Here is a 12868-nt window from a genome sequence, read left to right as displayed (position 1 = left end):
CACTTGATTGTAAAATCATTAATAAGATTTAATTTATTTATATTTTCTCTCAGCTATGAATAAGAGAAAAAATTTTTATAAACTCTCTTTTGAAGAACTATCGAAATCTGGCGAAATACTACGGTATGAATATGCTCGTGCCACATATCCTTTAGTTTCTTTAGGTAATAATTGTTTCAAGTATTTAGGAAAGCTTGCAGTTAAAATGATATCTGTCTTTAAAAGAAAAAGATGCTCACCTGCATAAGAGAAATCTTGGATAACATTCTTTTCTTTAAGAAATTCTAAATTTTGAAGCATTAATTTTGATGAACTTTCTGAATAGAGGGAAAGAATTTTTTCTTTTGGAAGTGGTCCATTTCTTAATTGTGTAATAATTATATATTTCTTTGGATCATCAAAAATGTTAAATAATTCTAATGAATCCATTGAATTCGGAGAATATGTTTCAAAAAAATCTCTAACCTCATTAATGTAAATTTCAGTAAGATCAGCCATTTCAGGTGAATCCTCTTCTAAATCAATTACACAATTAGGTGGAACGCGCATTATTGAGACTTCTTTGACTAACAAAACATATGTTTCTTGTCCAATAGAGTTAATAAAAATAAATTTCTGTTCCTCAAGTTCATTTATTATTTTTTCTAAAGAATAGTTAGGAAATACAACTTTAAACCATTTTTGTAAATCTTCAAGTGCTAAGGGTCCTTTAGAAAGTTTCTTTATTACTTTGAAAATCTCAGTTTTACTCATAACAGAAGCCCACTTTTCTTCTTCAGTTCGTTCTCTTAATTCGTCAATCCCCAACCAGTATAATTCTTTTAACCAAAAACGAATATCTGAAATATTTTCTTTAATTTCAGGATAATCACTTTCAGAAACTTGAGAATCATCTAAGTTATAGAATGCTTTAAAGAGATTGCTTTTTTTTTTCATTTTTTCAGCAAATTCTTGTGTAAATTCTTTAAAAATTGCTTCTTCTAATTCAGTGGGAATCTTATCTATCACAAAAGAAACCATTAACATTTCTTTGTTTCCACGAGCCCATTCACTTTCAATTTCGAAATAATAATTCATTGAGGCAAGATTTCCAAATTTATGCGTAAAAAATCCATCCTCATAAATTTGATCCATGAACTCTGCTAATCGACTTTTATCTTCTTCAGTTAGAATTTCCTCTGGAAAGGCATAGAATACAATTGGTCCAATTTTTCGATGAAAATAGCTAATGGCGACTGATGCTTGCATAATAATGGCTCATATCTTTATTTTATATCCTATATAATTTTAATTCCGAGAGAGCTTAAATAAATATTCCTTAGAATATTATATTAAAAAATAATATCATAAAAACTTATTCGCACCAAAAAAGATAATGAAAAAATATTGCTATTCTTCTTTTGAGATAATTATAAAAATATTTTATCGATCACGCTTACCTTCGATAAATTCTTTGACCCATTGCTTAGCAATGACATCAGATGGTGGTTGAATATGTGGATGTTTGAAAGAAAAAGAGCTTATTGATTCGAGACGACCAGAAATTTTTCGATCAAGAGCTAATTTCATGACTCTAATGATGTCGCAGACAACTCCTGCACTATTTGGTGAATCCTCAACACGAAGTTTCATATCAGCAATTAAGGGAAGTCCACCAAATGTTTCTCCTTCAATTCGTATATAGCAGATTTTTTTATCTCGTAAAAAGGGGACATAATCAGATGGTCCAATTCTACAATCAATGTTATAAGGTAGAACACTTGTAACTGCACTAGTTTTAGATTTACGCTTAGTTGTTAGTCGACTTTCCATTTTCATATTTTCAAAGTCCGTATTACCCCCAATATTTAATTGATAGGTATTTTTTACAATTACTCCCCTATCTAAAAACAGTTTTGTTAATACTCTATGAGAGATTGTAGCACCAACTTGACTTTTAATATCATCTCCAGCACAAGGTAGTCCTGCATTTTCGAATTCAGCTACCCAATCAATATCTCCTTCAACATGCTCACTTACAATAAATTCAGGAATTGCATTTATAAAACCACATCCAGCATCTATAGCCGCTTGAGCATAAGCACGTGAAGCATGATATGATCCAACAGGTAGAAAATTAACTAAAATATCTGCTTTTGCATCTTTTAAAATTTGAGCAACATTACATGGTTGAATCTTATTTGGATCATAACAATAAAAACTTTCAACCATATGAGAAGCGCAACCATCTAATATTGGTCCTGGTTGGACAACTACCCCTAATTTAGGCATTTTTTCATGAGGAATAATGGGTTGGACTACATTTGGTGGTTCATATATTGCATCAGCAACGTCTTTGCCAATTTTCAAAGAATTAATCTCAAATGCTGCAACAATTTTAATATCTCGATATAGGTAACCACCAATGCTTGGATTCATCAATCCTTTTATATATGAATCTGCAGGACTAATGTCTTTATAGTATTCAGTCCCCATAACTAAGGCTGCTGCACAATTCCCTAATCCTGCAATAGCAACGCGAATTTCTCTCTTTTCAGAAGTTTGAGGAGGAGCTATGCTATCACCGATAGTCATTTCTGATTGTTCTGCAATTTTTTCTATTATATTTTTCTCATCCATCATAATTCACCCTATTTTTACAATAAACAAGCGTTACCAGATTATTTCAAATATGATAAAAAAAGATTTATCTTTCAATGATCCCAAAATAGGATCAATATAGGAAATTTCATTATTCATAATAAGCATTTTACATTAAGGTGAGTAAATTTTGTCTTCATCAATTATGGTTCGATTAAAACTCTATATTCCCCTTAGAAAATATAAATTATGGGAAGAAATATTAAAGGACAGCAAAATTAATTCATTATTCTTCACAAATTTTAGTCAATGGATAAGAGAAGCCCTTAAAAACCTTCCTGCTCCTGGTGAAACACCTTTGTATCCAAAAGAAAAATCCAATGAAATTAAAGAGAATTCTAAAGAAATATCAGATTCCGAGCGATCTACACAATCTGAACAAATAAAACGACTAAATTTAAAAAAAAACATAGAAAAGGTAATTTGGATAGAGGAATCAATAAAAAATTCGTTGATAGAAAAAAAAGGACATCTTTCGCTTAATAGTTATGTTATTTTAATATTAGATATGCATGTATTTGGAAAATCCTCATATCAATCTTTGATTTATCAAATTTTTCAATTACAAGATCGTGTGAATTTCCTTGAAAAGAGACTTCAAAAAATCATGGAAAATATCTCTTTTATTAAAATCTAAGGAAATGAATATTAATTCGATTAATAGAATAAAAATCACTCTTTGCCTTTAAACTAAAAAATTTTGATGAAATCAAAGTGTTAAAGACAAAAACTTATTCGCACTGTGATAAAAGAATTAGGCTCAGCGTGGGGCGACAATGTCATTGCGTTCGCTCATTTGTCATAGGATCATCATTGCCTAAAAAAATTATAAATTAAAAATAATGAAAATTGTCACTAATAGAATAGTTCACTTAATTACAAATTACTATATCCTTAAAAACATTCTTTAATACATTTTAAAAATTCATGCCCTCTAGAAGTTAACTTAAAGAGATCTTCTCCTTCTTGTTTTAATAATTTTAAATTAAGAAGAACTGGCATCCTTCCAGTAATGCATGCATGAGGAACTCCAGAAAGCATTTGAATTGAAGTTTTATTTTCTGCTCCCCTAGCGACCGCTAAGAGCATTTGAACGCCAAATTCACCCAAAATATACTTATAACTTCTTAGTTCTTCTACGTCATAATGTGTTTCAAATGAAGTTCCATCAGAATAGTCAGCAGGATGCATAATATTTAACCAAAATTTGAATCGTTCTAATAATAATTATATATGATAAAAAAAAAATTTAATCATTCTATGAATGATCTTGAAAACGTATAAATTCTCCACTGCATCGCAAAGTTGTTCTACTTAAATTAATGAGATCAATAATATCTTTAAATTTATCCCATTTCTCTTGTTCTTCTGAGCCTTCCACATAATATTCAACTGAGTAATGCGAATTATGCTTACTTAATCCCGTTGTATGAATTACATTATAGGAACTGATTTGCTGAGAATGTACTTGATAATCAAGAAGACCATCTTCTTGAAACTCTAGATAAATTTTATAAACTGCAGAAAAATTACCAGGATAACAAGTGATACGCGAAAGACGGGGATAAATGGCATAAACGCAAAGAATTGAGGAGAATTCATCATATAAACGAGGTAATTCAGATGATCGTAATAAACTATAATATTCAGAAATTGAAATTAAAAAACCATTTGTGATTGGAGTATTAGGTGAATTAGTGGGGTATCGATCCCGTTTCATATTAATCATATCGACTTTTAGTTATATTTTTCTTAGCATTTTGTGATCAAGTGACTAAATGATGAAAATTCTACACTTAAATTATTTATCACGCGAGGGTGGAATACTTTTAAATATTTTGCGCCAAATTTTCAATGTTTTCTTAATAGTTCCTGAAGTTTTACGAGAATGAAATATAACGGGGATTCGGTTAATTTTTGAAACAAATGCCATACTTGCAATAAGCTCCCATTTTGATACATTATCACAGCGAATAATTCCAATACGATGCTCAGGATCCCATCTTATCATCCAAAGCCCTGCTTTAAATGTCCCTTTTTGTCCGTATAAATTTTGAACTTGATTCCACAATTCACGAATAATTTGATCGGGAGAAATATGAACTTTTTCAAATTCAGATGGAGTAAGTATTTCAAATAAAACGTATCTTTGTCTTATGTATTTCATTTAATTTTCTCCAGAATGATTCATTCTTTATTTATAATTTCCACTCCTGGTTGAATAAATACATGTTGATCTCTTTTTACAAATAACAATGCTAAAGCTTCAATATTCTCTCTTAGTATCGATTTTACATGTTTTTCTGGCAAATCCAATAATGAGATGAAAATTGCCCCGATTTCTCGAGGACCTCTTAAGAATTCAACTTGCTTTTTAGAAGGATGTTGTCCTGTTCCAATAATATATTTATAAGAAAAAGGTTTTGCTTGTTTAAATAATTTATATAAATTACGCAAAATTCTCGTACGTTTGCTCCCGTAACTGGTGATAAGTTCGTTATAATGAATATCCAAATATATTCCATTTTGTTTTAATAATGATAAAATTCCTTTCGATAGATCCTTTAAATAAAGAAGAGAGGGTAGAGTAATCATATCAACTCTTCCGTCACGAGCTGCGACTTCAAGTATTTCTTTACTATTTGACTGAACGCCAATTACACATCTTCTTGAAACCCACTGATTCAATTCCTGTTTTAATGCTTGAATATTAGCTGGTTCTAAAGTAATCCGAGGAAATAATACTATTGGTGAAGAGTCTTTTTTATAGGCATTAAGACTTGATATTTCAATAGGAAATGATATTTCAGGGCGTTTTTTTGGAAAAAATTCAGAATCAATAAATTCTTTATATTGTTTTGAATCAGAAACATTCACAAAAGCCCCCTGATAACCGCATTTATATAGAAATTGCAAATTTTTCTGAAATTCTGAGAGATCAGCATTCCATGGAATAAAACTATTTATAAACATGACTGCACATCGTGTTATTTTTTTACACATCAAGAATTAGTTATCAAGAATTAGTTCATTTTCCCGTAAATATTTTTTAATATATTGGGAATTAATAGGAACTTTTGGATTTTTATTATAAAAATATATAATGATCTGAAATACATCAGAATGATTTACTAAAGAAAATTGACCTATAATCGCTTGTTGTTTATCAAATCGTAAAAATAACTTAAATTTTGGATCTAAACGCCGATCTAATTCATAATTTAATTGATGTTTGCTTTGATCAGTCATTTTTTCTTTTAAGAAGGATAGAAATTGTTTAATTAATTTTTGAGTTGAAAATTGAATAACAAGAGGGAATATTTTTTGTCCGTGAGTCCCTTGACAGTGATCTATCTCAATATTAGCTTGAATATCCTTATTTTCAAAGTTATCTTGAAATATCGACATAATTTTCTCTAAAGATTCAGTAGCATGAATGAAAGTTTTTATTTCTATCAATCGGATTTTGAAATTGGGTTGATTTTGAAATTTTGTATTATCTAATGATTCAGTCATTTAAAGAATTACCCTCCTATGATAGATTAACCTTATTTTGACAATTTATATAGTGGAAAGAAGAAAAAAGAAAAGTAGAAGAGATAAGGGAATAAAAGAGATAAGAAATCAGTGTAGATTCCGATTTGCTCTAAGAGATGGTCGGATTTTTTCTGTCCCTTTCCCTTTACGATGTAATCCTCGGGATTTCTTTCCTGCTGAAGTTAAACCCCGATAAACACGAGAATGATTGTTAGATTGCCCAATCCAATTAATTTTAGGATCATTTTTAATTACAGGATGATTAGGATCAACCAAAATGACTTCAAAGAAGTGGCTTCTTCCATCAGATCCTATTTTATAGGAGTTTAGAACTTCTAAGTTTGTAAATTTTTTTGCAGTTCTCTCTTCTGCTATCCATTTTAAGGATTTTTTAGGTGTAATTCGGCGAACTCCTAAATTCGCAGGTTTACGTCCCATTTTTGGCCGAATTTTGTGTAAGGTCCCACGACGCACTTTGGTGACAGCTACCACATAACCTTGTTTGGCACGATATCCCAATGAGCGAGCACGAGCAACATTAGTTGGATGTTCTAAACGTATAGTAGTGGGGCCTCGTCGAAGTTTTATCATTCGTTTCCAATATTCGGATTGATAAGATTCTTCATGTTGCTTAAAAGTTTGTGAAACATAACTATATCCGGATTTGACCATAATACATTTCGACTCGAACTTGCTAATATGTGGTAAAAATCGACAAATATTAATAATTTTACGATTCTTGTGTGAACTTCAATTAGTCAAAAAATTTAATAGGATTCATTTTCCACTCAAAATGAAAAGCAAGAATCAAAAAAGTGCCATTCTTCTTCTATTATAAATCAGGAACGTTCTTTGATAATTTTACAGGTTTTGTGGTATCTGGTGCTTTTCCATCACCAATTGCTTGATAAATTGCTGTTCTGCGCGCTAGTTCAGAAAAAACTTGATAAACATTCATCGCATTTTCATAAAGAGCAATTGTTTCATATACAATAGGGTTCCACATATGTAAAGGATGAGAAGGGGGATAAAATAGATTTTCTTGAATTAATATCTCTTCTACTTCTTTTTTCTTCATTGTATTAGGTAAATCTTGTTTATTGACCATTACAAGAAGAGGTATTTCAGAGATCAGTTTTCCATTAGCGACGTTCTTTAACTCCTTTAAAGCATCAATGTTATCATTTAATCGGTTTCGTTGTGCATCAAAAATTAATATTACTCCATCTGTTCCAGTAAAAATTTTTTTCCGTAATGGACTGAATCGTGCTTGTCCTGCGGTTGTATAGACATGGTAAAAAATCTGGTTTTCTTTTTTTGATTGAAAGATTCCTCTATCAAAATAAAGTGTTGATCCACTGGCCATCGCTATTTTTGTTAAAGTACCTGTTGGTTCAACCATATCATTGTATTTTTCTTTACATAATTTATAAAGACTGTCAACAGCTGTAGTTTTACCACTTCCAGCACAACCCCAATAAAGTAATTTGACAAAAACTTCCCCGCTTTTATTTAGCCGAACCATTTATATTAAACCCCAGTGAAAGAAATCTAAGTTTTTGCAAAGATAAGAATAATTAACTAATAATTAACGATCTTTAAAGATTTATCTCTCATTTTTATAATTAGTTAACCTTAATAATCATATTTTTTTTTAACCTATAAACTTTTTAGATCAAATAAACAAATCGAAGGAAAACTTATGAATCTAAATCAAGAAAAAAAAGGGTTCTGTATTCAATGTGGAGTAAAAATTCAATGGAATCCAAAAAATCCCTATTGTGCTATATGTGGTACCGCATGTAATGCTTGTAATCGATTTTCGGGAACTGATAATATTGCTATGTACTGTCATATGTGCGGTGAACCAGTATATGTTGAAGAAAAGAATCCTATTTGTGACGAATGTCAAAAAGAATTAACCAATTAATCTTTTTCCATTCATATAAGGTACTAATACATCAGGAATTTTGATAGTACCATCTTCTTGTTGATAATTCTCTAAAATGCAACAAATTGTTCGTTCAGTGGCAATAGCTGTGCTATTCAAAGTATGGAGAGATCTATAACTCTCTTTATCTCCTAATACTCCACATCGAATATTTAATTTACGCGCTTGAAAATCTGTACAATTTGAGCAACTTACTAATTCTCGAAATGCTTGACTGGCAGGAAAATAGGCTTCTAAATCGTACTTCTTCGCAGCATTATCATTTAATTCTCCACTTGCAATATTTACAATTCGATAAGGAATCTTCAATTTTTGATATATTTCTTCCGCATTTGCAATCAGTTCATCTAGTAATTTCTTGGATTCTTCAGGTATAGAATAAATAAATTGTTCTATCTTTTCAAACTGGTGCACCCGGAATATCCCTAAAGTATCCTTTCCATGTGATCCTGCTTCTCGGCGGAAGCAAGTTGATATCCCACAATACTTTAGAGGTAAGCTACGTTCATCTAAAACTTCTCCACGATGTAATGCAGCAAGAGTCTGCTCACTTGTAGCAATTAAATATAGATCTTCACCTTCAATCTTATATAATTGTTCATCAAAATCATGCAATTCAGCAGCTTCAGCCATAATCTCACGTTTCATCATGAAAGGAGTCCAAAATGGAGTATAACCCTTTTCAATTAAAATATCAAGCGCAAATCTAAGTAGTGCAAGATTTAATAAAACTAAATCACCCTTTAAGTAATATGAGCGTGAACCAGACACAACTGAAGCTTTTTCTAATTCAACACCGTCAATTTTATTAACCAATTCTACATGATTCAATGGAACAAAAGAAAATTGGGGGATAACACCAAATCTACGTATAATTTCGTCTCCTTCTTCATTCTCCGCTATTGGAACATCATCCATTAAAATATTTCCTACTTTATATCGATATAAATCTCTTTGTTCTTGATATTCATTAACTAACGGTTCAAGCCTTGATATTTCATTTTTTATTTCAGACGAACGCTCTTTTAATTCTTGTAATTTCTCCGGGTTTGTTTTAATCACAACTTTAAATGATTTTGATATCTTATTACGTTCAGCACGCAGATCTTGTAATTTTTGCAATACATCGCGCCATTTTTTATCATATTCAATTACTTTTTCAACATTTTCAATTGATCGAAAACGTTTTTTTTCCGAATCGCGAATTATATCGGGATTTTCTCTGAAAAGTTTGATATCCAGCATTCTATTTTTTTCAACTCAAATTATGTAATTTTCGGATTCTTTTCAATTTTTTTTATCTTTTGAATCGAACCTATTTTAAAATTTCAGCGAGTACAAGACGATCGCTTAACACCTTGATAATTCTCACATTTTGAAAGCTGCCAATATATTTTGATCCATTGACAACTGAAACTTTTGGACCCCCTTCTAAAATCCATCCCATTGCATCAGATGGGTATTGTTGATTAATTTCTGTGAGATAAACTCTAAATTCTTCACCAATTATTTGCAATTTCTTAGATTTATTAAAACTGATTACCAATCGCTTAATTTGCTTATATATGCTCTGAATCTCTTTAGTTGGGGGTGTTATTTTCTCTGAAATTTTCCAAAATGGAGATCCAGGTAATTCTTGATATTTATATAATGTTATTTTATCTATATTCAGAATCATGAAATCCTTAATTAATTTTAAGGTTTCTCTTGCAAATTTCGGAGTATCACCAGGAAGAGAATGAATAAAATACACATGCACTCGAATACCTTTAGCTAAAGCTTTCTTAACAGCGCTAACTATTTTTTTAGGGTCACTTGGTCTTCCAAGAATATTAGCAAAATTACTGGAACCAGTTTCACAACCTATGGAGAATATTGGAGATGGTATTTTACTTAAAATAGTCAATGCACGTTCGGTACAAAGACTGGCTTTTACATTTTCATAAAAGATTTGAACTTCATGGTTCTTAATTTTTGGATTTTTTAATAGACCATTAATCAAAGTTTCCAAAGCACGGTAATTTGGTTCAGGATGGTTCGGATTGATTAGGGGTTCTTCAACTACACGATCCCTATAAAAATCTAAAATATCAGGCCCTCCAAGAACAATTCGTTTTGCTCCTATCTTGATTAAGTAATTTACTTCTTCTATAATTTTTTTAATATTGCGGGAAACAACCCATCCAAATTGATTTATGGTGGAGCAGAACCCGCATCCAGGAGGAATTCCCACTGGACAATTTAATATTGTTGAGAAGGAAAAATTTCGACAGATTTGGCAATTTGAATCACTACATTGATTTCCATTAAACAACTTTAAAGATGTCCGACGAAAATTTGAACATCCTCGCAAACATTCAACATAAATTCGTGAAAATGCATAATCCGGATAATTAATAATTTTTTCAGGAAATCCTGTTCCATTCTTAAACCACTGCAAAATTTCTTTTCGAATTTCTTTGGATTTCATTGTATTTAAGATTACCCGCTGATTTTTTGGATTAAAATAGGTGATTCCAAGAATTTCAGTCAGTAAATCAATTTTCCAGGATTTTTTGATTGATGTCTGATTTTGATTATCCTGTTGTGTGTTTATAAGCGATTTTGTTAGGGTTTCTATATTCTGTGAAAAGATTGAATGGAGTGCTAATTCTGCTTGCCCAATTATTGCAAAATCTACCGATATTTGCTTTAGTATATATTCATCACATGTTATAGGTCCACCCAAAAAAGAGAGTCTATTTTCAGATTGGGGATGTACTTTTTTCCATTTGGTTAATATTTTTTTTACAACTGGAATATCCATTGTCATGGCTGAAAAACCAATAATTGGATATTTCTCCAAAAAATGAGAATTTTCTTGAAAAATATAATCACTTCTGACAAGATTGCACTGTACCATCTTTTTACTGATCATTTCAATAAATCCAGAGACATATCGCGGACCTGATCCAATAAAATCACGTGTAAATTCTCGCTTACCTCTCCCAGCAGTTAAGCAATCAATAATTAAAACTCGAATCCCCATAGATATACATAATAAAATACGAACGTATAAAGAATTTTTTTTAAAGAGATAGATATTTTTACTTAGGAGAAAATTTAATGGTTTCAAGTATTACAATTAAAACTGATATTATAATTACTTTTTTCGCATTAGCTTATGTTGCAGTAACTATTTTGATCCCAAAAATGCTTAAAGAAAGAAAAATCATCTCAAAATACACAGCAAGAAAGCTAATTCATAGTTTCTCTGGATTAGCTATTTTTATCGCTCCTTATTTAAAATATCCAATTATTGCAACCTTTATCGCACTTCTGATGACACTTTTAACTAGAGAAAGTAAGGAAAAAAGCAAAACTAAGCCACTCCGAGAACTTTTTGAGGCTATAAGTGAAGCAGAAGAATTAAATGTAGGCTATCTTCAAGGACCTTTTGCTTATTGTTTATCCATTACAATATTGATGTTTATTTTTGCATTATTTCCATCCAAATATTACTTTCCAATCGCTTCTATCTTAATAATGATGTTTGCGGACACTTCTGCATCCTTTTTTGGTAAAAAATATGGAAAACACCATATTAATATTCCATGGGTTGGAAATAAGCGAACTTTAGAAGGAAGTTTAGCATTTTTCCTAGTCGCTTTAGGTTTTTCGTTTTTTTCCTTCTTCTTTTTTGGCCAATGGCTTCTTGGAAATTCAGATTTATTACACTTTGACGAAATTGTGATATATAGTATATCATTAAGTATTATATCTACCTTATTGGAACTAATTAGCCCCTCAAAATTTGATGATTTAATCATTCCCTTAGGAGCAACCCTTCTTATTAGCTTTCTCTCTGTTTTACTCGAATTTTGGTAAGTTATATTAATATACTTGTCTGTTTTTGCATTATTTCGATTTATTTTAATAAATTTTTTATTTTTCGATGACTTAGACTTCCTTAATTATATAGTATAGTATATAGAAAATCAGTAATTATCATAAATAATCATTTAGAGATGATGTGAATGAGTAGTGAAGCAGATTCAGCTCCAAGAAAACAAAAATTTGTATTTAACTGCACCAGATGTGGAACTTGCTGTGCAAAAAGAGGTCCAATTCCTTTAGTTATGAGTGATTTAATAATGTGGGCAAAAAATAACGTTGTTGCAAATATGATGCCCTATTTAAAATTCCTTAAAACACCACAAGGAACAGTAGACTTAGTTTTAGCTCGTAAAGATCAAGATCCATACGCTTTTCTCCAGCAAGACAAGAAAGATAAAAAGAAGAAAAAAGAAGAAGATCTTTCCTGTCCATTATTTAATAAGGAAAAGAAAGAATGTTTAATATATTCAAATCGCCCATTGAGTTGTAGAACCTATCCATTAGAATATGATGGAAGCAAATTTATGGTTGTTAATGCTGATGAATGTCCTGGAATTGGAAATGGAGAAATGACTAAAGAAGCAAAGTTGGAAATGCGAGACTTGGCAAAAAGAATGAATAAGGAATTGACAGAAATGAGAATAGCAATGCCAATTTTATCACAAGCATTTCAACCATTCATTTTACAAGAATTGATGGAAGCTCAGCAAAAATTTATGGAAGAGTTAGAAAAAATGCCACCAGAAGAACGGGAACGAATTGAAAAAGAAATGATGAGGCAGCAAATGAAAAAATAATTTCTAATTTTATCTATTTCTTATGAATCAATCAATTATCTATCATTCAATGACAATTTTTTATTAA

At 30.7% G+C, this 12868-nt stretch carries 15 protein-coding genes; 4 read left to right on the top strand and 11 right to left on the bottom strand.

Going from position 1 to position 12868, the window contains the following annotated elements; genetic code table 11:
• Positions 1-75: 75 nt before the first annotated feature.
• The gene (locus ACXLDF_RS00920; RefSeq protein ID WP_457556606.1) at positions 76-1248 is read right to left on the bottom strand and encodes a hypothetical protein; all 1173 of its coding nucleotides are present in this window, start codon (positions 1246-1248) and stop codon (positions 76-78) included.
• A 174-nt stretch (positions 1249-1422) separates the two neighbouring features.
• On the bottom strand, positions 1423-2622 hold the full coding sequence (locus ACXLDF_RS00915; RefSeq protein WP_457556605.1) for an inositol-3-phosphate synthase: 1200 nt from the start codon (positions 2620-2622) through the stop codon (positions 1423-1425).
• Positions 2623-2770: 148 nt separating this feature from the next.
• Between ACXLDF_RS00915 and ACXLDF_RS00910 the strand changes: the two genes are divergently transcribed.
• Entirely contained in the window at positions 2771-3277 is a 507-nt protein-coding gene (locus ACXLDF_RS00910; protein ID WP_457556604.1) for a hypothetical protein, read from the top strand.
• A gap of 257 nt (positions 3278-3534) precedes the next feature.
• Here ACXLDF_RS00910 and ACXLDF_RS00905 read toward each other — a convergent pair whose 3' ends face one another.
• The 7 genes from ACXLDF_RS00905 to ACXLDF_RS00875 form a co-directional block, all read right to left on the bottom strand.
• Positions 3535-3831 (bottom strand): hypothetical protein, encoded by a 297-nt coding sequence (locus tag ACXLDF_RS00905; protein WP_457556603.1) that lies wholly within the window; start codon positions 3829-3831, stop codon positions 3535-3537.
• Positions 3832-3898: 67 nt separating this feature from the next.
• A complete protein-coding gene (locus tag ACXLDF_RS00900; RefSeq protein WP_457556602.1) occupies positions 3899-4360 on the bottom strand; it encodes a hypothetical protein in 462 nt (153 codons plus the stop codon).
• A gap of 81 nt (positions 4361-4441) precedes the next feature.
• Positions 4442-4807 carry an Rpp14/Pop5 family protein gene (locus ACXLDF_RS00895; RefSeq protein ID WP_457556601.1) on the bottom strand — a complete coding sequence of 122 codons (366 nt, stop codon included), beginning with the start codon at positions 4805-4807 and terminating at the stop codon, positions 4442-4444.
• A gap of 20 nt (positions 4808-4827) precedes the next feature.
• Positions 4828-5643, bottom strand: coding sequence for an RNase P subunit p30 family protein (locus tag ACXLDF_RS00890; RefSeq protein WP_457556600.1), 816 nt, complete (start codon positions 5641-5643; stop codon positions 4828-4830).
• Between the two features lie 6 nt (positions 5644-5649).
• The gene (locus ACXLDF_RS00885) at positions 5650-6156 is read right to left on the bottom strand and encodes an RNA-binding domain-containing protein (RefSeq protein WP_457556599.1); all 507 of its coding nucleotides are present in this window, start codon (positions 6154-6156) and stop codon (positions 5650-5652) included.
• Between the two features lie 108 nt (positions 6157-6264).
• Positions 6265-6849 (bottom strand): 50S ribosomal protein L15e, encoded by a 585-nt coding sequence (locus ACXLDF_RS00880; protein ID WP_457556598.1) that lies wholly within the window; start codon positions 6847-6849, stop codon positions 6265-6267.
• 160 nt (positions 6850-7009) lie between these two features.
• Positions 7010-7702, bottom strand: a complete 693-nt coding sequence (locus ACXLDF_RS00875) for an ADP-ribosylation factor-like protein (RefSeq protein WP_457556597.1) — start codon at positions 7700-7702, stop codon at positions 7010-7012.
• Between the two features lie 177 nt (positions 7703-7879).
• Between ACXLDF_RS00875 and ACXLDF_RS00870 the strand changes: the two genes are divergently transcribed.
• Positions 7880-8107, top strand: coding sequence for a hypothetical protein (locus ACXLDF_RS00870; RefSeq protein ID WP_457556596.1), 228 nt, complete (start codon positions 7880-7882; stop codon positions 8105-8107).
• Here ACXLDF_RS00870 and serS read toward each other — a convergent pair.
• Positions 8096-9373: a serine--tRNA ligase gene (gene serS / locus ACXLDF_RS00865; RefSeq protein WP_457556595.1), complete on the bottom strand. Its 1278-nt coding sequence runs from the start codon at positions 9371-9373 to the stop codon at positions 8096-8098. The genes ACXLDF_RS00870 and serS overlap by 12 nt on opposite strands.
• Positions 9374-9443: 70 nt before the next feature.
• Positions 9444-11156: a B12-binding domain-containing radical SAM protein gene (locus ACXLDF_RS00860; protein WP_457556594.1), complete on the bottom strand. Its 1713-nt coding sequence runs from the start codon at positions 11154-11156 to the stop codon at positions 9444-9446.
• Between the two features lie 77 nt (positions 11157-11233).
• Here ACXLDF_RS00860 and ACXLDF_RS00855 point away from each other — a divergent pair, with 77 nt between their 5' ends.
• Positions 11234-11995: a hypothetical protein gene (locus ACXLDF_RS00855; protein ID WP_457556593.1), complete on the top strand. Its 762-nt coding sequence runs from the start codon at positions 11234-11236 to the stop codon at positions 11993-11995.
• 149 nt (positions 11996-12144) lie between these two features.
• Positions 12145-12801, top strand: coding sequence for a YkgJ family cysteine cluster protein (locus tag ACXLDF_RS00850; RefSeq protein ID WP_457556592.1), 657 nt, complete (start codon positions 12145-12147; stop codon positions 12799-12801).
• Positions 12802-12868 lie beyond the last annotated feature (67 nt).

The organism is Candidatus Harpocratesius sp., from assembly GCF_054039255.1.
The sequence above is the reverse complement of the archived record's forward strand: the minus strand, read 5'-3'. Positions and strand labels throughout refer to the sequence as shown.

What these genes read in the sequence shown, in the direction of transcription:
- ACXLDF_RS00920 (WP_457556606.1), bottom strand. Translation starts at nt 1,248, where the DNA reads ATGCAAGCATCAGTCGCCATTAGCTATTTTCATCGAAAAATTGGACCA.
- ACXLDF_RS00915 (WP_457556605.1), bottom strand. Translation starts at nt 2,622, where the DNA reads ATGATGGATGAGAAAAATATAATAGAAAAAATTGCAGAACAATCAGAA.
- ACXLDF_RS00905 (WP_457556603.1), bottom strand. Translation starts at nt 3,831, where the DNA reads ATGCATCCTGCTGACTATTCTGATGGAACTTCATTTGAAACACATTAT.
- ACXLDF_RS00900 (WP_457556602.1), bottom strand. Translation starts at nt 4,360, where the DNA reads ATGAAACGGGATCGATACCCCACTAATTCACCTAATACTCCAATCACA.
- ACXLDF_RS00895 (WP_457556601.1), bottom strand. Translation starts at nt 4,807, where the DNA reads ATGAAATACATAAGACAAAGATACGTTTTATTTGAAATACTTACTCCA.
- ACXLDF_RS00890 (WP_457556600.1), bottom strand. Translation starts at nt 5,643, where the DNA reads ATGTGTAAAAAAATAACACGATGTGCAGTCATGTTTATAAATAGTTTT.
- ACXLDF_RS00885 (WP_457556599.1), bottom strand. Translation starts at nt 6,156, where the DNA reads ATGACTGAATCATTAGATAATACAAAATTTCAAAATCAACCCAATTTC.
- ACXLDF_RS00880 (WP_457556598.1), bottom strand. Translation starts at nt 6,849, where the DNA reads ATGGTCAAATCCGGATATAGTTATGTTTCACAAACTTTTAAGCAACAT.
- ACXLDF_RS00875 (WP_457556597.1), bottom strand. Translation starts at nt 7,702, where the DNA reads ATGGTTCGGCTAAATAAAAGCGGGGAAGTTTTTGTCAAATTACTTTAT.
- ACXLDF_RS00870 (WP_457556596.1), top strand. Translation starts at nt 7,880, where the DNA reads ATGAATCTAAATCAAGAAAAAAAAGGGTTCTGTATTCAATGTGGAGTA.
- serS (WP_457556595.1), bottom strand. Translation starts at nt 9,373, where the DNA reads ATGCTGGATATCAAACTTTTCAGAGAAAATCCCGATATAATTCGCGAT.
- ACXLDF_RS00860 (WP_457556594.1), bottom strand. Translation starts at nt 11,156, where the DNA reads ATGGGGATTCGAGTTTTAATTATTGATTGCTTAACTGCTGGGAGAGGT.
- ACXLDF_RS00855 (WP_457556593.1), top strand. Translation starts at nt 11,234, where the DNA reads ATGGTTTCAAGTATTACAATTAAAACTGATATTATAATTACTTTTTTC.
- ACXLDF_RS00850 (WP_457556592.1), top strand. Translation starts at nt 12,145, where the DNA reads ATGAGTAGTGAAGCAGATTCAGCTCCAAGAAAACAAAAATTTGTATTT.